This window comes from Kitasatospora sp. NPDC059577 (assembly GCF_042735475.1).
Lineage (GTDB): Bacteria > Actinomycetota > Actinomycetes > Streptomycetales > Streptomycetaceae > Kitasatospora.
Genome location: NZ_JBHWBZ010000006.1, coordinates 154750 through 171458, shown reverse-complemented (window position 1 = coordinate 171458; position 16709 = coordinate 154750). Strand labels below are relative to the sequence as shown.

Annotated in this window: 13 protein-coding genes and 1 tRNA gene; 8 read left to right on the top strand and 6 right to left on the bottom strand. The window is 70.8% G+C overall.

Going from position 1 to position 16709, the window contains the following annotated elements; genetic code table 11:
- Positions 1-305: 305 nt before the first annotated feature.
- The 4 genes from ACFV0O_RS08560 to polA all read right to left on the bottom strand — a co-directional run bounded on the left by ACFV0O_RS08560 (position 306) and on the right by polA (position 6209).
- The gene (locus ACFV0O_RS08560) at positions 306-971 is read right to left on the bottom strand and encodes a hypothetical protein (RefSeq protein ID WP_380338139.1); all 666 of its coding nucleotides are present in this window, start codon (positions 969-971) and stop codon (positions 306-308) included.
- Between the two features lie 212 nt (positions 972-1183).
- Positions 1184-1966 (bottom strand): hypothetical protein, encoded by a 783-nt coding sequence (locus ACFV0O_RS08555; RefSeq protein ID WP_380338137.1) that lies wholly within the window; start codon positions 1964-1966, stop codon positions 1184-1186.
- A 642-nt stretch (positions 1967-2608) separates the two neighbouring features.
- On the bottom strand, positions 2609-3382 hold the full coding sequence (locus tag ACFV0O_RS08550) for a GNAT family N-acetyltransferase (RefSeq protein WP_380338135.1): 774 nt from the start codon (positions 3380-3382) through the stop codon (positions 2609-2611).
- Between the two features lie 139 nt (positions 3383-3521).
- A complete protein-coding gene (polA, locus tag ACFV0O_RS08545) occupies positions 3522-6209 on the bottom strand; it encodes a DNA polymerase I (RefSeq protein WP_380338302.1) in 2688 nt (895 codons plus the stop codon).
- Positions 6210-6512: 303 nt separating this feature from the next.
- Here polA and ACFV0O_RS08540 point away from each other — a divergent pair, with 303 nt between their 5' ends.
- The 6 genes from ACFV0O_RS08540 (at position 6513) to ACFV0O_RS08515 (ending at position 13432) form a co-directional block, all read left to right on the top strand.
- The gene (locus tag ACFV0O_RS08540; protein ID WP_360256764.1) at positions 6513-6977 is read left to right on the top strand and encodes a hotdog fold thioesterase; all 465 of its coding nucleotides are present in this window, start codon (positions 6513-6515) and stop codon (positions 6975-6977) included.
- Between the two features lie 643 nt (positions 6978-7620).
- Positions 7621-8856 (top strand): branched-chain amino acid ABC transporter substrate-binding protein, encoded by a 1236-nt coding sequence (locus ACFV0O_RS08535; protein ID WP_380338133.1) that lies wholly within the window; start codon positions 7621-7623, stop codon positions 8854-8856.
- A 148-nt stretch (positions 8857-9004) separates the two neighbouring features.
- Positions 9005-9934 carry a branched-chain amino acid ABC transporter permease gene (locus ACFV0O_RS08530; protein WP_360256768.1) on the top strand — a complete coding sequence of 310 codons (930 nt, stop codon included), beginning with the start codon at positions 9005-9007 and terminating at the stop codon, positions 9932-9934.
- A gap of 5 nt (positions 9935-9939) precedes the next feature.
- The gene (locus tag ACFV0O_RS08525; RefSeq protein WP_380338299.1) at positions 9940-11871 is read left to right on the top strand and encodes a branched-chain amino acid ABC transporter permease; all 1932 of its coding nucleotides are present in this window, start codon (positions 9940-9942) and stop codon (positions 11869-11871) included.
- Positions 11872-11879: 8 nt separating this feature from the next.
- Positions 11880-12719, top strand: coding sequence for an ABC transporter ATP-binding protein (locus ACFV0O_RS08520; protein ID WP_380338297.1), 840 nt, complete (start codon positions 11880-11882; stop codon positions 12717-12719).
- Positions 12716-13432 carry an ABC transporter ATP-binding protein gene (locus ACFV0O_RS08515; RefSeq protein ID WP_380338129.1) on the top strand — a complete coding sequence of 239 codons (717 nt, stop codon included), beginning with the start codon at positions 12716-12718 and terminating at the stop codon, positions 13430-13432. The genes ACFV0O_RS08520 and ACFV0O_RS08515 overlap by 4 nt, the downstream gene beginning before the upstream one ends.
- A gap of 60 nt (positions 13433-13492) precedes the next feature.
- Here the strand turns inward: ACFV0O_RS08515 and ACFV0O_RS08510 are convergent, their stop codons facing one another.
- Positions 13493-14149, bottom strand: a complete 657-nt coding sequence (locus tag ACFV0O_RS08510; protein ID WP_360256774.1) for a response regulator — start codon at positions 14147-14149, stop codon at positions 13493-13495.
- Between the two features lie 100 nt (positions 14150-14249).
- Here ACFV0O_RS08510 and ACFV0O_RS08505 point away from each other — a divergent pair.
- Both ACFV0O_RS08505 and ACFV0O_RS08500 read left to right on the top strand, forming a co-directional pair.
- A tRNA-Leu gene (locus tag ACFV0O_RS08505) sits at positions 14250-14323 on the top strand.
- Positions 14324-14442: 119 nt separating this feature from the next.
- The gene (locus ACFV0O_RS08500; protein ID WP_380338127.1) at positions 14443-15228 is read left to right on the top strand and encodes a helix-turn-helix domain-containing protein; all 786 of its coding nucleotides are present in this window, start codon (positions 14443-14445) and stop codon (positions 15226-15228) included.
- A gap of 42 nt (positions 15229-15270) precedes the next feature.
- Here ACFV0O_RS08500 and pyk read toward each other — a convergent pair whose 3' ends face one another.
- Positions 15271-16701 carry a pyruvate kinase gene (pyk, locus tag ACFV0O_RS08495; RefSeq protein WP_380338124.1) on the bottom strand — a complete coding sequence of 477 codons (1431 nt, stop codon included), beginning with the start codon at positions 16699-16701 and terminating at the stop codon, positions 15271-15273.
- Positions 16702-16709 lie beyond the last annotated feature (8 nt).

Below are 16709 nucleotides of genomic sequence, written 5' to 3'. Positions count from 1 at the left end.
CACCCGCGGGGGGGGTGTGCGCGCTGTGCGGGGGGTGGGCCCCGCCCCCCGCCCCCCCCCGCGGCCGCCCCCCCCCGCCCCCCCCCCCCCCCGCCCCCCCCCCCACGACTCCGCCACCCGCCACGCCCTACCCGGTGCGGTCTGCCGGGCGCTGCCGACATCCGGCGAGCGCCCGTGCCACCGTCCCGCGCTCCTCGCCGTCGACCGGGTCGGGGAGCTCACCGGCGGTGACCAGGCCCGCCCAGGACTCCGCGGGCCGCGGGTGGCCGCACCCACCCGCGGCCGCAACACGCGCACGGAAGGGTTCAGCAGCCGCCCGAGTTCGCCGAGCCCGAGCCTCCGGAGATCCACGGCGAGGAGGACGCCGGCGAGGGCTTGGGCCGCACGCTGCGCTTGGTGATCAGTTCGACCTCGACGCCGGCGGGGCCGAGCAGCACGGTCAGGGCCGCCTGCAGGCGCTCCGCGTCGGTGCCGGCGGGCGGCTTCCACACCACCTGCCCGCCGGTGAAGTCCAGCCGTCCGACGAGCGTCTCCTCGGCCGGTGCGCGATCGCCCTCGTAGGGCTCCATGATGCTGTGCACCAGCCGGACGGCGGGCAGCTCGGTCAGCGGCCGCCAGTCGTCGGGGCGACCGCCCCGGACCAGCCGGTAGCGCTCCGCCACCTCGGGCGGGGCGAACTCGATCCGGTGGACGGTGGTCACTTCCATCCGGGCGATCACCGGGACGGCAAGCAGGTACTCGACCCCCACGATCACCCCGACCACCGCGGCGACGGTGCTCCCGGCCGCGCCGAGGATCCACAGGACGAACGCCACCGTGAAGGTCGGCGCGAAGAGCACCAGCGGCGCCTTCAGCGCGCTCCCGACGGCCGTCAGGCAGTACAGCAGCGCACTGCGCCGGGTGCCGCCGCCCGCGCGCAGGACGATGTCGGTCGAGGAGGGGCCGGTGCGCAGGACGTCATCCAGAGCCATGCCAGGAGCGTAGGACTGCCGAACAGGACCGGCCAGAGCCTCGACGCGGCCAATATGCCTGGTATCCAGGGCGGCTGATCATGCATCAGTCCGAGGAGGCCGGTCCCGGCCGGAGCAGGCTCACCCCGACCCGGGCGAGCACGCGCACGGGACCGGTCAGGCGGTCAGGCGGTCAGGCGGTCAGGCGGTCAGGCGGTCAGGCGGTCAGGCGGTCAGGCGGTCAGGGCGACGATGATGCTCCAGTCGGGGCTCAGGCCGCCCTCGGCCAGTTCGGTGAAGATGCCCTCGGTGTCGACCCGGCCGGTGGCGATCACGCCGTTGTCGGACCGGTAGAACAGTGCTTCCTCCCCTTCCGGCACGATGTGCGTCCACCCGTCGGAGAGCCGACCCTCGGCCAGCTCCGTGAAGATCCCGTCGGTGTCGATCCGCCCGGTGGCGATCACCCCGTTGTCCGACCGGTAGAACAACTCGGCTCCCAGGGGAGTGATGCGGGTCCACCCGTTGGACAGCCTGCCCTCGGCCAACTCCGTGAAGATCCCGTTCGTGTCCAGGTCCCCGGTGGCGATCACCCCGCTGTCCGACCGGTAGAACAACAGCACCCGCCCCACCGGCACGATGTGCGTCCACCCCTTGGACAGCCGGCCCTCGGCCAGCTCCGTGAAGATCCCGTTCGTGTCGATCCGCCCGGTGGCGATCACCCCGCTGTCCGACCGGTAGAACAGCAACTCCCGCCCCACCGGCACGATGTGCGTCCACCCGTTGGACAGCCGGCCCTCGGCCAGCTCCGTGAAGATCCCGTTCGTGTCGAGACGGCCCGTCGCGATCACCCCGTCACCGGCCCGGTAGAACAGCAGCTCCCGCCCGATGGGCACGATGTGCGTCCACTTCGGGGAGAGCTTTCCGTCCGCCAGGCCGGTGAAGATGCCGTCGGTACTCAGTCTTCCCGTCGCTATCAGGCCGTCGTTCGCCCGGTAGAAGAGCATTTCCCTGGACATGCTTCCTCCTCAGTCGCAGGGACCGGGGCCGTCGCGTCCCTCGGGTGCGCGCGGCCACCGTCGGGTCGGTCCCGTGCCGACCAGCTCTCTCCACGCTACGCGCACGAACATGTGGATGTCACCAGCCCATGGCCCGGCCGAACGCCTTTGAAGGGTCAACTTTCCGACTGCGGAGCGTACTTACGGCGACGGTGCGTCATCGCCGCGACGCCGAAGGGCCCGGGCACTGTGACGTCCGGCTCCCTCGCCCACGGCCGCACCAGGCCACCCCGACCACCCCGGCCACCGACCACCGGCCACCGACCACCCCGGCCACCCCGGCCACCGACCACCGGCCACCGACCACCCCGGCCACCCGGTCACCGACGACGCGCAGGAAGTCGACCTCACCGACTTCCTGCGCGTGCAGCAGCTGTTCGGCTGGGCCGCCGGCCCGCAGCGGACAGGCCGCGGGCCGCCGTACCGTCAGGAACCACCGGCGTAGGCCCCCGCCCGCGCCCGCGACCACGCCCGCGACCCCACCGGCACTCGACGAGCCGCCCGCAAGCGGCACCGGCACGGCGCCCGCCTACCGCTGAAGCCGTCCACAGGGCGGGTGCCCTGCGGGGACCCGGCGGGCCGGCGGCCCGACGGGCTTCACCGCTACGCCGTCCCGGAAGGCGCGGCCCACCAGGTCGAGGGCGTCGCGACCGTGTAACCCAGCGACTCGTACAGCGGCCTGCCCAGCTTCGAGGCGGTGAGCGTGGCCGGCAGGTCCGCCAGGTGGGCGAGGGCTCCGAGCATCACGGCCCGGCCCACCCCACGCGAGCGGAACGCCGACGACGTGGCGACCCAGTAGTGGCTGCCGACGCCGTCGGCCACGACGCTGACGCAGGCTCCCGCGGCCGCACCGTCGAGCGAGGCGACGAACACGTCCACGCCCGGCTGTTCGATCAGCGCCGTCGGGAACAGCTCGCCGGGGCGGTAGGGCTCGAATCGGTCCAGTTCGAAGCCCTCGATCACGACCCGCTCGGCTGTCTGGAGGTCCTCGGGCCGCCGTACCCGGGTCACGTCGAGGGCCGGTTCGCCGACGGGCCCGGGCAGGCGCAGCATGATCGGCATCTGCCAGTTGCGCATGCCCAGGTGGCTCAGGTCGGTCGCGCTGAACGGATCCTCGACGTTCACCGCCCCCGCGGCCCCGCGCACCAGTTCGCCCACCTCGGCCAGTTCGCCGGGGTCGAGGTCGGGCTCCTGGACCAGGATCCGCAGGCCCGCGCGCTCGTCGCCGTCGACCGCGAGGAATCCGCGGCGCCGGATCACCTCGTGTCCCCGGCTCCGACCGGTCGCGGCCCAGAAGGCGGCGGAGTTGCGGGCCTGGCTGGTCGGCGCCTCGGCCGGGGACAGGGGCTGGTCGGTCGCAGTGGATCCTGTTGTCATTGTGCCTACGGTAGTACGAAATTGACTTGTCGTATGGGCCAATTCGCCGCAAGCCGGCTGGGCCACCCCGGGGCCGCCGATGACGGCGGGCCCGCACGCTCCACGCGTCCGGGCCCGCCGAGAACCGCTTGCGGCACCGTCAGTGCGCGGCGGTCTCCCAGTTGGCGCCGACGCCGACCGAGACGTCCAGCGGGGCGCGCAGCGGGTAGGCGCCCGCCATCTGCTCGCGGACCACGGCCTCCACCCGCTCGCGCTCGCCCGGGACCAGCTCCAGGACGATTTCGTCGTGCACCTGGAGCAGCATCCGGGAGGTGAGGCCGGCCGCGCGCAGCGCCTCGTCCACCCGGAGCATGGCGATCTTGACGATGTCGGCGGCCGAGCCCTGGATCGGGGCGTTGAGGGCCATCCGCTCGGCCATCTCGCGGCGCTGGCGGTTGTCGCTGTTGAGGTCCGGCAGGTACCGGCGGCGGCCGAGCAGGGTCTCGGTGTACCCCGTCGCGCGGGCCTCGTCGACGACCCGGCGCAGGTAGTCCCGGACGCCGCCGAAGCGCTCGAAGTAGGTGTCCATGAGGCCCTGTGCCTCGGCGGGCTTGATGCCGAGCTGCTGCGAGAGCCCGTACGCGGACAGCCCGTACGCCAGGCCGTAGGACATCGCCTTGATCTTGCGGCGCATCTCGGCGTCGACCGCGGCGCCCGGCACCTCGAAGACCTGGGAGGCGACGGTGGTGTGCAGGTCCTCGCCGGAGGCGAAGGCCTCGATCAGCGCCTCGTCCTCGGACAGGTGCGCCATGATCCGCAGCTCGATCTGCGAGTAGTCGGCGGTGAGCAGCGTCTCGTAGCCCTGGCCGACGACGAAGGCGCGGCGGATGGCGCGGCCCTCCTCGGTGCGGACCGGGATGTTCTGCAGGTTCGGGTCCTGCGAGGAGAGCCGGCCGGTGGCGGCGACCATCTGGTTGAAGGTGGTGTGGATCCGGCCCTTGGGCGAGACGGTCTTGAGCAGGCCCTCGACGGTGGTGCGCAGCTTGGCCTGGTCGCGGTGGCGCAGCAGGATGACGGGCAGCTCGTTGTCGGTCTGGGTGGCCAGCCAGGTGAGCGCGTCGGCGTCGGTGGTGTAGCCGGTCTTGATCTTCTTGGTCTTGGGGAGCGCGAGCTCGCCGAAGAGGATCTCCTGGAGCTGCTTGGGCGAGCCGAGGTTGAACTCGTGCCCGGCGGCGGCGTGCGCCTCCTCGACGCAGCGCTGGATCTCGGCGGCGAACTGCGCCTCCAGCGTGGTGAGCCACTCGCGGTCGGCGGCGATGCCGTAGCGCTCCATGCGGGCGAGCAGGGCGGCGATGGGCAGTTCCATGTCGCGCATCAGCCCGGTGGCGCCGACCTCGGCGAGGCGGGTGTCGAAGAGCGCGGCGAGGTCGAGCACGGCGCGGGCCTGGAGCATCAGCGAGCGGGCGGCCGCGGTCTCGTCCTCCTCCGGCGCGTCGAAGGCGAGTTGGCCGCTCTCGGTGGCGGGGGCCGGGGTGAGCGAGCGGGCCAGGTACTCCTCGGCGAGCACCTCCAGGGTGAAGGTGCGGCGGCCGGGCTTCTCCAGGTAGGCGGCGAGCGCGGTGTCGGCGACGACGCCCCCGACCGTCCAGCCGCGCTCGGCGAAGGCGCGCATGACCTGCTTGGCGATGTGCAGGGCCTTGGGTGCGGTGGTGTCGGCGAGCCAGCCGGCGAAGGCCTGCTCGTCCTCCTCGGCGAGCAGCGCCGGGTCGAACCAGGCGGCGGTCTCCCCGGCGGCGAGGGCCACTTCGGTGACCTCGCCGGTGCCGAGCGCCCACTGGTAGACGGCGGCGAGCGCGACCGTGGTCTTGCCGTCGGAGGCGTGCTCGCGCAGCCAGGCGGCCAGGGTGCCCGGGTCGGTGAGCAGTTCGCCGTCCACCTCGACGCCGGGGGCGAGTTCGGCTTCGGCGGCGGTCTCGCCGGCGGCCGGGTCGATGCCGTGGACGCGGTCGCGGAAGTTGGCGTTGCGGAACTCCAGCGAGTCCATCAGGGTGCCGACGGCGGCCCTGTCGAACGGTGCGCGGGCCAGGTCGGCGACGCCGAGCGGGAGTTCGACGTCGCGGACCAGCTCGGTGAGGACGCGGTTGCGCTTGACCGAGTCGAGGTGGTCGCGCAGCTTCTCGCCGATCTTGCCCTTCACCTCGTCGGCGCGGGCGACGAGTTCGTCGAAGGAGCCGAACTGGTTGACCCACTTGGCGGCGGTCTTCTCGCCGACGCCGGGGATGCCGGGCAGGTTGTCGGACGGGTCGCCGCGCAGCGCGGCGAGGTCCGGGTACTGGCGCGGGGTGACGCCGTACTTCTCGGTGACCTTCTCCGGGGTGAAGCGGGTGAGCTCGGAGACGCCCTTGGTCGGGTAGAGGACGGTGACGTGGTCGGTGACCAGCTGGAGCGAGTCGCGGTCGCCGGTGACGATGTCGACGTCGTAGCCGGCCGCCTCGGCGGCGGTGGCCAGGGTGGCGATGATGTCGTCGGCCTCGAAGCCCTCGGCGGTCAGCCGGGGGATGCTCATGGCGTCGAGCAGTTCGCCGATCAGGCCGATCTGGCTGCGGAACTCGTCGGGGGTCTTGGCGCGGTTGGCCTTGTAGTCGGGGAACTCGACGGAGCGGAACGTCTGCCGGGAGAGGTCGAAGGCGACGGCGACGTGGGTGGGCTGCTCGTCGCGGACGGTGTTGGCGAGCATCGACGCGAAGCCGTAGACCGCGTTGGTGGGCTGCCCGGTGGAGGTGTTGAAGTTCTCCACGGGCAGGGCGTAGAAGGCCCGGTAGGCCATCGAGTGCCCGTCGAGCAGCATCAGCCGGGGCCGCGGGCCGGCCCCGCCGCCACCCGTCGCGCCCTTGTCCGTACTCTGCGTAGCCACGTCAACGTCCGTTCCTGCCGATTCCACTACCGGCCACCGATCCTATGGCCCGGCACCGACAAAAGGGGCACGCCGCCGGCGGGCCCGGGCACCGCGGCGGCGGGGCGGCGAAGGTGCCCGCCCGGGCGTCCGCCGGGGCCGCCACGCCAGCCCCGGCCGCGCGCGGTACCGCCGAGTAGGACGGTCGTACGATCACAGGCAGCACGCCCCGTGACCCCGAGCGGCAGGAGTTCCCCCATGGCCGATGCGGCCCCCGACACCGCCCCCGTCCTGAAGGTCCCGCAGGACGTCCTGGACCACTTCGCCAAGCTCGGCGTGAGCCCGGAGACCTTCTCCGGCGGCGACCTCGGCGAGAAGCTCGGCATCCGGATCGTCGAGGCCTCCGGCGACCGCGTGGTCGGCACCATGCCGGTGGAGGGCAACCAGCAGCCGTACGGACTGTTGCACGGCGGCGCGTCCGCGGCCCTGGCGGAGACGCTGGGCTCGATCGGGGCGATGCTGCACGCCGGCCCCGGCCGGTACGCGGTCGGCGTGGACCTCAACGCGACCCACCACCGCTCGGCGACGTCCGGCCTGGTCACCGGGGTGGCGACGGCCGTGTTCAAGGGCCGCACCGCCGCCACCTACGAGATCGCGGTCACCGACGACACCGGCAAGCGGGTCACCAGCTGCCGGCTGACCTGCATGTTGCGCGACCTCTGACGTCCCGGTCGGCGCCGCGGCGCCCCACCCGTCACAGCGGGTGCAGCCGGCCCCACCGGTAACGTCCCTACCGTCGAAGCAAGTTCAGTCAAGACGACATCAAGTCCCTTTACCGCCCCCTTGTTTGACCATCCGCCACTCTGGGCAGGCGTTGGTCTGGACAAGGGGGCGGTTCGCATGTCCGGCGGGGGCCGACGCGTTCCCGACCCTTGTAACGCTGCGTAACAAGCAGGAAATCCGAGCAAAACCCGACCCCGAGCGCTCCCGGGGCCCCGGGGTCGCTTGACCGTGCTCTTCTCGTCCGTAATCCGGACGCTACCGGTCGAAACATGGGAATCGGACTTGGCTGTTCGATTATCGGTGACGCCAGCCGCAACCCCCATTTCCGGCCCTTACATCGCCCTACCAGCGCGTAAACGCCCGAAAGGGCCGGATCGATCGAGCCGAAACGACCACATGGTGAGACAACTGCTCCGTGTGCTCATAACAAGAGAATCACAGCCTGCTCGCAGCACTGCCCGAGCCGCCCAACGGCATCTAGAGTCACGGCCAGTCACCGCGCCATCCGAATGGGCCTGGCCCTCCGCGCACTCCGGCTCCCGCCACTCCGGCGCGGGCGCATCCCGAACCGAAGGGGACCCTCGTGCGTCACCGTTCAGCAGTTGTCGTGAGCATTGCCGTGATCGCCGCCCTCAGCCTCAGCGCCTGCGGCTCTCGCGGTGACAAGAAGTCCGGCGACGGGGGCAGCGGCGGCGGCTCCGCCACCACCGTCACCATCGGCATCGACGCCCCGCTCACCGGCGACCTCTCCGCCATCGGCCTCGGCATCCGCAACTCCGTCGAACTCGCGGCGAAGAAGGCCAACGAGGCCAACGAGGTCCCCGGCGTCAAGTTCCAGATCAAGGCCCTGGACGACACCGCCAAGCCCGGCCCCGGCCAGCAGAACGCCACCCAGCTGGTCGGCGACACCAGCGTCGTCGGCGTCGTCGGCCCGCTCAACTCCAGCGTCGCCCAGTCGATGCAGCAGATCTTCGCCGACGCCAACCTGGTCGAGATCTCCCCCGCCAACACCGGCGTCGCCCTCAGCCAGGGCGAGAAGTGGGCCAGCGGCGAGAAGAAGCGTCCCTTCAAGACCTACTTCCGCACCGCCACCACCGACGCCGTCCAGGGCCCCTTCGCCGCCCAGTACCTCGCCAAGGACGCCAAGAAGTCCAAGGTCTTCCTCATCGACGACCAGAAGACCTACGGCGCCGGCCTGGCCGCCACCTTCAAGGCCGAGTTCGTCAAGCAGGGCGGCTCCATCGTCGGCGAGGAGCACGTCAACCCCGACGACCGCGACTTCGCCGCCATCGTCACCAAGGTCAAGAGCTCCGGCGCCGAGGCCGTCTACTACGGCGGCGAGTACCCCGCGGCCGGCCCGCTCTCCCTCCAGCTCAAGGAGGCCGGCGTCGCCATCCCGCTGATGGGCGGCGACGGCATGCAGAGCGCCGACTTCATCAAGCTCAACCCGAAGAGCGCCGGCGACCTCGCCACCGCCGTCGGCGGCGCCGTCGAGAAGCTCCCGACCGCCGCGAAGTTCATCGCCGACTACAAGGCCGCCGGTTACAAGGACGCCTACGAGACCTACGGCGGCTACTCCTACGACAGCGGCTGGGCCATCATCCAGGCCGTCAAGGCCGTCGTCGCCGCCAACAACGGCAAGCTCCCGGCCAACCCCCGCGCCGCCGTCGTCGACGCCGTCCAGAAGGTCTCCTTCGACGGCGTGACCGGCAAGGTCTCCTTCGACGAGTTCGGTGACACCACCAACAAGCAGCTCACCGTCTACGCCGTCAAGGACGGCAAGTGGGACGTGGAGAAGACCGGCACCTTCGAGGGCTGACCCACCACCGGACCCGGCCCACCGAACCACCCACCCGGATCCGGCACCACCGAACCACCCAGCGCGCGGGGGCGCCACGAGTGCCCCCGCGCGCCCCCACATCCACCACCCACGCGGACACCCCCGAACGCACTACGGAGGCCCAGCGGTGCACGACCTACCGCAGCAGCTGGCCAACGGCCTGATCCTCGGCGCCCTCTACGGGCTCGTCGCGATCGGCTACACGATGGTCTACGGCATCGTCCAGCTCATCAACTTCGCCCACGGCGAGATCGTCATGGTCGGCGGCTTCGGCGCCCTGACCGCCTACCTCGCCCTCCCCGGCGGCACCACCCTCTGGCTGGCCCTACCGCTGATGCTGATCGCCGGCGTCCTGGTCTCCACCCTCACCGCCGTCGCCGCCGAGCGGTTCGCCTACCGCCCCCTGCGCAACGCGCCCCGGCTCGCCCCGCTGATCACCGCGATCGGGCTGTCCATCTTCCTCCAGCAACTCGTCTTCTCCTTCTACCCCGACGCCAAGAAGGCCCGGGTCTTCCCCAAGATCCCCGGCGACCCGTTCAGCCTCGGCTCCGTCACCATCCAGCGCAGCGACCTCTTCCTGATCATCGCCGCCCCGCTCTGCATGCTCGCCCTGGGCTGGTTCGTCACCCGCACCCGCTCCGGCCGCGCCATGCAGGCCACCAGCCAGGACCCGGACACCGCCAAGCTGATGGGCATCGACACCGACCGCATCATCGTCATGGCCTTCGCCATCGGCGCCGCGTTCGCCGCCGTCGCCGCCATCGCCTACGGCCTGCGCAGCGGCCAGGTCGACTTCCGGATGGGCTTCATCCTCGGCCTCAAGGCCTTCACCGCCGCCGTCCTCGGCGGCATCGGCAACATCTACGGAGCCATGCTCGGTGGCCTCGCCCTCGGCCTCGCCGAAGCCCTCGCCACCGGATACATCCAGCACCTGCCCGGCATGCACCTCTTCGGGGGCGGCGCCTGGAAGGACGTCTGGGCCTTCGTACTCCTCATCCTCGTGCTCCTCGTCCGGCCCCAAGGCCTGCTCGGCGAGCGCGTCGCGGACAGGGCGTGACCACCATGACCACCACGACCACCGAGACCACCCCGGTCATCCCCCTGCCGGCCCGCGCCGCCGCGGCCCTCACCGGCCTCGGCGCCCTCGCCACCGCCGCCTCCGCCGCCATGGCCTGGACCTGGACCTCCGACTTCCCCGGCGACCTCACCTACTACGGCTCCCCGGCCGGCCTCCAGTGGCTCGCCCTCGCGGCCGGCCTCCTCACCCTGGCCGTGCTGCTCGGCTCCCAGGGCGTCCGCGGCCTGCGCTGGGTCACCCCCGCCGGCAGCAACAACGCCGTCCTGTACGCCGCCACCGGCACCCTCGCCGTCAGCGCCTACTCGGTCGCCTCCATCGCCGTCGAACTCGACGGCCTCGTCAACCTCGAACCCGGCGGCTGGGTCCTCGCCGCCGGCGGCCTGCTCACCGTCCTCGGCGCCCTCGGCCTCCCGCTCGACCGGCGCACCGCCGTCCCGCTGCGGATCGTCGACAAGCGCCTCTTCCTGCTCGTCCCGGCCGCCCCCCTGGTCTGGTTCGGCGCCCACGCCGTCCCCGGCGACAAGCCCGTCGCCCCCGTCCTGACCGCCCTCGCCGGCGGCGTGGTCATCGCCACCGGCGCCGTCCTCCTCCTCCAGCTCGGCCACCTCGCCAACACCTGGCTGCGCCTCGGCAAGGTCGAGCGCCCGTCCGACGCCCCCCGCGCGCTGCCGTCCTGGGTCGAGGTCCTGGTCATCATCGTCGCCTTCGGGCTCGGCCTCTTCGCGATCACCTTCGGCATCGACACCGAGTACGGCGAACTCTTCATCGGCTGCCTGCTGTTCGCCGGCCCCACCCTCGCCGCCCTCACCAAGTCCGGCCTGATCGCCCGGCTGCGCGCACTGACCGTCAAGCACCGCCCGGTCACCACCGGCGCGGCGTTCGCCGCCGCCGCGAGCTTCCCCTTCACCCAGAACAGCGACCAGTACACCTCGGTCGCCACCAACATCCTGATCTTCGCCACCGTCGCCCTCGGCCTCAACATCGTCGTCGGCCTGGCCGGCCTGCTCGACCTCGGGTACGTCGCCTTCCTCGGCGTCGGCGCCTACGCCGCCGCCCTGGTCTCCGGCTCCCCCGCCTCGCCCATCCACGTCCAGTTCCCGTTCTGGGCCGCGATGCTCACCGGCGCCGCCGTCTCCATGGTCTTCGGCGTCCTCATCGGCGCCCCCACCCTGCGGCTGCGCGGCGACTACCTCGCCATCGTCACCCTCGGGTTCGGCGAGATCTTCCGCATCACCATGCTCAACCTCAACGGCACCACCGGCCCCAAGATCACCAACGGCTCCAACGGCATCCCGCGGATCCCCGACCTGGAGATCCTCGGCTTCGACCTCGGCAAGCCCCACACCGTCGCCGGCATCGAACTCGGCCGCTTCTCCAACTACTACCTGCTGATGCTGCTCGTAACCGCCCTGGTCGTGCTCGTCTTCGCCCGGGTCGGCAACTCCCGCATCGGCCGCGCCTGGGTCGCCATCCGCGAGGACGAGACCGCCGCCGAGGCCATGGGCATCAACGGCTTCCGCCTCAAGCTCCTCGCCTTCGCCCTCGGCGCCTGCCTCGCCGGCCTCGCCGGCACCGTCCAGGCCCACGTCAGCTACACCGTCACCCCCGACCAGTACACCTTCGCCGAGGCCCTCCCGCCCAACTCCGCCTTCCTGCTCGCCGCCGTCATCCTCGGCGGCATGGGCACCATCAGCGGACCGCTGGCCGGCGCCACCCTCCTCTTCCTCATCCCGAAGAAGCTCGAATTCCTCGCCGACTACCAGCTCCTCGCATTCGGCGCCGCCCTCATCATCCTGATGCGCGTCCGCCCCGAGGGCCTCATCCCCAACCGGCGCCAGCAGCTGGAGTACCACGAGGCCGCCATCCCGGCCCAGCCCACCGGCGAGCCGACCGCACTCACCAAGGCAGGGGCGTGACCGACCCGATGACCACCACCGCCGCACCCCTGCTCGAAGTCACCGGCGTCACCATGCGCTTCGGCGGCCTCACCGCCGTCAACGACGTCTCCCTCACCGTCGGCGAGGGCGAGATCATCGGCCTCATCGGCCCCAACGGCGCCGGCAAGACCACCTTCTTCAACTGCCTCACCGGCCTGTACGTCCCCACCGAGGGCACCGTCCGCTACCGCGACGTCCAACTGCCCCCCAAGCCCCACCTCGTCACCCAGGCCGGCATCGCCCGCACCTTCCAGAACATCCGGCTCTTCGCCAACATGACCGTCCTGGAGAACGTCCTCGTCGGCCGCCACAGCCGCACCAAGGAAGGCATCTTCTCCGCCATCCTCCGCTTGCCCGGCTACCACCGCGCCGAAGCCGAGAGCCGCGCCAAGGCCATGGAACTCCTCGAGTTCACCGGCCTCGCCGCCAAGGCCGACCACCTCGCCCGCAACCTCCCCTACGGCGAGCAGCGCAAGCTGGAGATCGCCCGCGCCCTCGCCTCCGACCCCGGCCTGCTCCTCCTCGACGAGCCCACCGCCGGCATGAACCCCCAGGAGACCCGCGCCGCCGAGGAACTCGTCTTCGCCATCCGGGACAAGGGCATCTCCATCCTCGTCATCGAGCACGACATGCGCTTCATCTTCAACCTCTGCGACCGCACCGCCGTGCTCGTCCAGGGCCAGAAGATCGTCGAGGGCGACCGCGAGACCGTCCAGAACGACGAGCGCGTCATCACCGCCTACCTCGGCGCCCCGCTCGACGACACCACCCCTCCCGAGGACGCCGCCCCGGCAGCACCGGAGACCGTTACGGAGAACGACCAGTGACCGCACTCCTCGAGGTCGAGGACCTCCGCGTCGCCTACGGCAAGATCGAAGCCGTCAAGGGCATCAGCTTCACCGTCAACCAGGGCGAGGTCACCACCCTCATCGGCACCAACGGCGCCGGCAAGACCACCACCCTGCGCACCCTCTCCGGCCTCCTCAAGCCCACCTCCGGACGCATCACCTTCGACGGCCAGGACCTCTCCACCGTCCCCGCCCACAAGATCGTCGCCCTCGGCCTCGCCCACTCCCCCGAAGGCCGGCACATCTTCCCCCGCATGACCATCGAGGAGAACCTCCTCCTCGGCGCCTTCCTGCGCACCGACACCGCCGGCATCACCGCCGACGTCGAACGCGCCTACGGCCTCTTCCCCATCCTCGGCGAACGCCGCAAGCAGGCCGCCGGCACCCTCTCCGGCGGCGAACAGCAGATGCTCGCCATGGGCCGGGCCCTGATGTCCCAGCCCAAGCTGCTCATGCTGGACGAACCCTCCATGGGCCTCTCCCCGCTGATGATGCAGAAGATCATGGCGACCATCATCGAGCTCAAGGCCGGCGGCACCACCATCCTCCTGGTCGAGCAGAACGCCCAGGCCGCCCTCTCCCTGTCCGACCGCGGCTACGTCATGGAGACCGGCCGCGTCGTCCTCTCCGGCACCGGCGCGGACCTCCTCCACGACGAGTCCGTCCGCAAGGCCTACCTCGGCGAGGACTGACCCCCACCACGCACGAAGGGCCCGGCAGATCCCCTGCCGGGCCCTTCCTCGCTGTGCGACCTACTCGGGCGCGCCCTCTTCCGCCTTCTTGCGGTCCTGGGCCTCGCCCTCCTCGATGACCGCCTCGGCCACCGCCGCCATCGTCATCCGCCGGTCCATCGACGTCTTCTGGATCCACCGGAACGCGGCCGGCTCGTTCAGCCCGAACTTCGTCTGCAGCACGCCCTTCGCCCGGTCCACCAGCTTCCGGGTCTCCAGCCGCTGGGTGAGATCCCCGATCTCCTTCTCCAGCGCCCGCATCTCGGTGTACCGCGACACCGCCATCTCGATCGCCGGCACCAGGTCCGACTTCGAGAACGGCTTCACGATGTACGCCATCGCCCCGGCGTCCCGCGCCCGGTCCACCAGCTCCCGCTGCGAGAACGCGGTCAGCATCAGCACCGGAGCCAGGTGCTTCTCGTGGATCTGCTCGGCGGCCGACAGCCCGTCCAGCACCGGCATCTTCACGTCGAAGATCGCCAGGTCCGGCTTCAGCTCCTCCACGAGCTTCACCGCCGTCGCCCCGTCCCCCGCTTCGCCGACGACGGTGTACCCCTCCTCCTCCAGCATCTCCTTCAGATCGAGGCGGATCAGCGCCTCGTCCTCGGCGATCACGATCCGGGTGATCTGGGGCGTATCGGTCTCAAGCGGCTGTGCCTGCTCGTCGGCGGTGCTCACGGGGCTCCTAGTTCCGGCGGGGTACTGCATGCACGAGGGTACCTAGACACGGTATGTTTGGACTCAGCAGGGTCGGGGGGCAACCTTCGAATCCGTGGATGCCCCGGTAGCCCAGTGGTTAGAGGCACGGCGCTCAAACCGCCGACAGCGTGGGTTCGAATCCCACCCGGGGTACTTTTCCTTCAATTCCAAAGCCACTTAGGGCAGCCCGATCGTTGGCGATCTTCATTCGTTCGGGCGAGAACAAGCCTATTCGCCCGCACAGTCGGCGCATGGTGTTCAAAATCACCCGCATGGCAACCCGCTCGACCCGCGAAGAAGCCGTCCTCCTCCTCCGCCAGGGCGTCCGCAATTCCGAGGTCTCCCGCCGCCTCGGAGTGCCCACGGGCACAGTCGGGTCGTGGAAGCACAAAGACCTCGCAAGACGCGGCAAACTGCCGGGCCGAAAGCGCTCCGCCTGCCCCCACTGCTACGGCGACGAGCTGAACCGCTCCGCCTACGCCTACCTCCTCGGCCTGTACCTCGGCGACGGCCACATCCTGCTGCCCAACGAGTACCGCAGGACCCAGAGCCTCCAGATCACCTGCGACGACAAGTGGCCGGGCGTCATGAATTCCGCCGAGCAGGCCATGCGTCAGGTCCTCCCCAACAACACGCCCTGCAGGGTACGACGCATCGGGTGCCACGACGTCAAGGTCTACTCGAACCACCTCACGTGCCTGTTCCCGCAGCACGGCCCCGGCAGGAAGCACGAGCGCACCATAGCCCTGGCGCCCTGGCAGCAGGAGATCGTGGACGCCCACCCCTGGGAGTTCCTGCGCGGTCTGATCCACTCCGACGGCTGCCGCATCACCAACTGGGCCACCCACACGGTGGCCGGCATCACCAAGCGCTACGAGTACCCGCGGTACTTCTTCACCAACACGTCGACCGACATCATCGGCCTCTTCACCGCCACCCTCGACGCCGTCGGCGTCCGGTGGAAGCACGCTTCCCGGTCCAACGGCGGCTTCAACATCTCCGTCGCCCGCAAGGAGTCCGTCGCCCTCATGGACGTCCACATCGGCCCGAAGTACTGACGGCGGCGCGGTCTTCGGCAGGACCGCGCCGCCCGAGGGGCATCAGGCGTCCAGCGTCCCCACGTGGTGGACGCGGACGAGGTTGGTGGAGCCGGCGAGGCCGGGGGGTGAGCCCGCGGTGATGACGACGATGTCGCCCTTCTGGCAGCGGCCGAGCGACAGCAGGGCCGCGTCGACCTGTTCGACCATCTGGTCCGTGGTCGGGGCGAACGGGCCGAGGAAGGTCTCCACGCCCCAGGTGAGGGCGAGTTGGCTCCGGACGGCCGGTTCGTAGGTGAAGGCGAGGACCGGGATGGGTGAGCGGTAGCGGGTCAGGCGGCGGGCGGTGTCGCCGGACTGGGTGAAGGCGATGAGGTACTTGGCGTGCAGGAAGTCGCCGATCTCGGCGGCGGCGCGGGCGACGGCGCCGCCCTGGGTGCGCGGCTTGCTGCCGGTGGTCAGCGGGGGCAGGCCGGCGGCGAGGATGTCGTTCTCGGCGGCTTCGATGATCCGGCTCATGGTCTTGACCGTCTCGACGGGGTACTTGCCGACCGAGGTCTCCCCGGAGAGCATCACCGCGTCGGTGCCGTCGAGGACGGCGTTGGCGACGTCGGAGGCCTCGGCGCGGGTCGGCCGGGAGGCGTTGATCATCGAGTCGAGCATCTGGGTGGCGACGATGACCGGTTTGGCGTTGCGCCGGGCGAGCTTGATGGCGCGCTTCTGGACCAGCGGGACCTGTTCGAGGGGCATCTCCACGCCCAGGTCGCCGCGGGCCACCATGATGCCGTCGAAGGCGTCGACGACGGATTCGAGGTTCTTCACCGCCTGCGGCTTCTCGATCTTGGCGATGACCGGGACGAAGCGGCCCTCCTCGGCCATGACCCGGTGGACGTCCTCGATGTCGCGGCCGCTCCGGACGAAGGAGAGCGCGATCAGGTCGGCCCCGGTGCGCAGCGCCCACCGCAGGTCGGCGACGTCCTTGTCGCTGAGTGCGGGGACGGAGACGGCGACGCCGGGGAGGTTGAGGCCCTTGTGGTCGGAGACCAGGCCGCCTTCGATGACGAGGCAGCGCACGCGGGGGCCGTCGACGGCGACGACTTCCAGGGTGACGCGGCCGTCGTCGACGAGGATGCGTTCGCCGCGGCTGACGTCGGCCGCGAGTCCGGTGTAGGTGGTGCCGCAGATGTCCTTGTCCCCCACGACGCCCTTGTCGGTGGAGATGGTGAACTCGTCGCCGCGTTCGAGGAGTACCGGCCCGTGGGCGAAGGTGTCGAGGCGGATCTTCGGGCCTTGAAGGTCGGCGAGGACGCCGACGCTCCGGCCGGTTTCGTCGGTGGCCTTGCGGACGCGGCGGTAGCGTTCCTCGTGTTCGGCGTGCGTGCCGTGGCTGAGGTTGAATCGGGCGATGTCCATACCGGCGTCGACCAGGGATTTGATCTGGTCGTACGAGTCGGTGGCGGGCCCGAGAGTGCAGACGATTTTTGCTCGGCGCATAGTGCTGA

Excerpts from the sequence above, each read along its gene's own strand:
- ACFV0O_RS08560 (WP_380338139.1), bottom strand. The coding sequence starts at position 971 with ATGGCTCTGGATGACGTCCTGCGCACCGGCCCCTCCTCGACCGACATC.
- pyk (WP_380338124.1), bottom strand. The coding sequence starts at position 16,701 with ATGCGCCGAGCAAAAATCGTCTGCACTCTCGGGCCCGCCACCGACTCG.
- polA (WP_380338302.1), bottom strand. The coding sequence starts at position 6,209 with ATGCTGCTCGACGGGCACTCGATGGCCTACCGGGCCTTCTACGCCCTG.
- ACFV0O_RS08555 (WP_380338137.1), bottom strand. The coding sequence starts at position 1,966 with ATGTCCAGGGAAATGCTCTTCTACCGGGCGAACGACGGCCTGATAGCG.
- ACFV0O_RS08540 (WP_360256764.1), top strand. The coding sequence starts at position 6,513 with ATGGCCGATGCGGCCCCCGACACCGCCCCCGTCCTGAAGGTCCCGCAG.
- ACFV0O_RS08550 (WP_380338135.1), bottom strand. The coding sequence starts at position 3,382 with ATGACAACAGGATCCACTGCGACCGACCAGCCCCTGTCCCCGGCCGAG.
- ACFV0O_RS08525 (WP_380338299.1), top strand. The coding sequence starts at position 9,940 with ATGACCACCACGACCACCGAGACCACCCCGGTCATCCCCCTGCCGGCC.
- ACFV0O_RS08520 (WP_380338297.1), top strand. The coding sequence starts at position 11,880 with ATGACCACCACCGCCGCACCCCTGCTCGAAGTCACCGGCGTCACCATG.
- ACFV0O_RS08500 (WP_380338127.1), top strand. The coding sequence starts at position 14,443 with ATGGCAACCCGCTCGACCCGCGAAGAAGCCGTCCTCCTCCTCCGCCAG.